The sequence below is a fragment of the Stenotrophomonas sp. SrG genome, from assembly GCF_050031795.1.
Lineage (GTDB): Bacteria > Pseudomonadota > Gammaproteobacteria > Xanthomonadales > Xanthomonadaceae > Stenotrophomonas > Stenotrophomonas rhizophila_A.
Window position 1 is genome coordinate 1 of sequence record NZ_JBNBBE010001111.1, and the last position, 239, is coordinate 239.

The following is a 239-nucleotide window of genomic DNA, read 5'->3' on the forward strand; positions in this document are numbered from 1 at the left end:
TGCCCCATCCACGCGTCCACGCCAGGGCGGCCGAGAGCACGGCGCCCCCGCGCGTGTCGGAAGAACGTCGCTGATCGATGACCACGCCCGGGGTCTGGCTGCTGGCGAGTTCGGAGGCAACGACCATCTGCCCCCGTGCTTTGTTCCAGACCTTGCGATAAATCCGATTCAACGATGCGACTCCTGGTTGGCTGGTTTTGGGCAAAGCGACGCCAACGCCAGGCCGCGTGGCCCAACGT

General features: G+C 65.7%; 1 protein-coding gene. It reads right to left on the reverse strand.

Annotated features, from left to right (window positions below):
• Positions 1-172, reverse strand: a 172-nt coding sequence (locus tag ACQG3P_RS22915) for an ESPR domain-containing protein (protein ID WP_426806331.1), incomplete at its 3' end; no start/stop codon positions are given.
• Positions 173-239 lie beyond the last annotated feature (67 nt).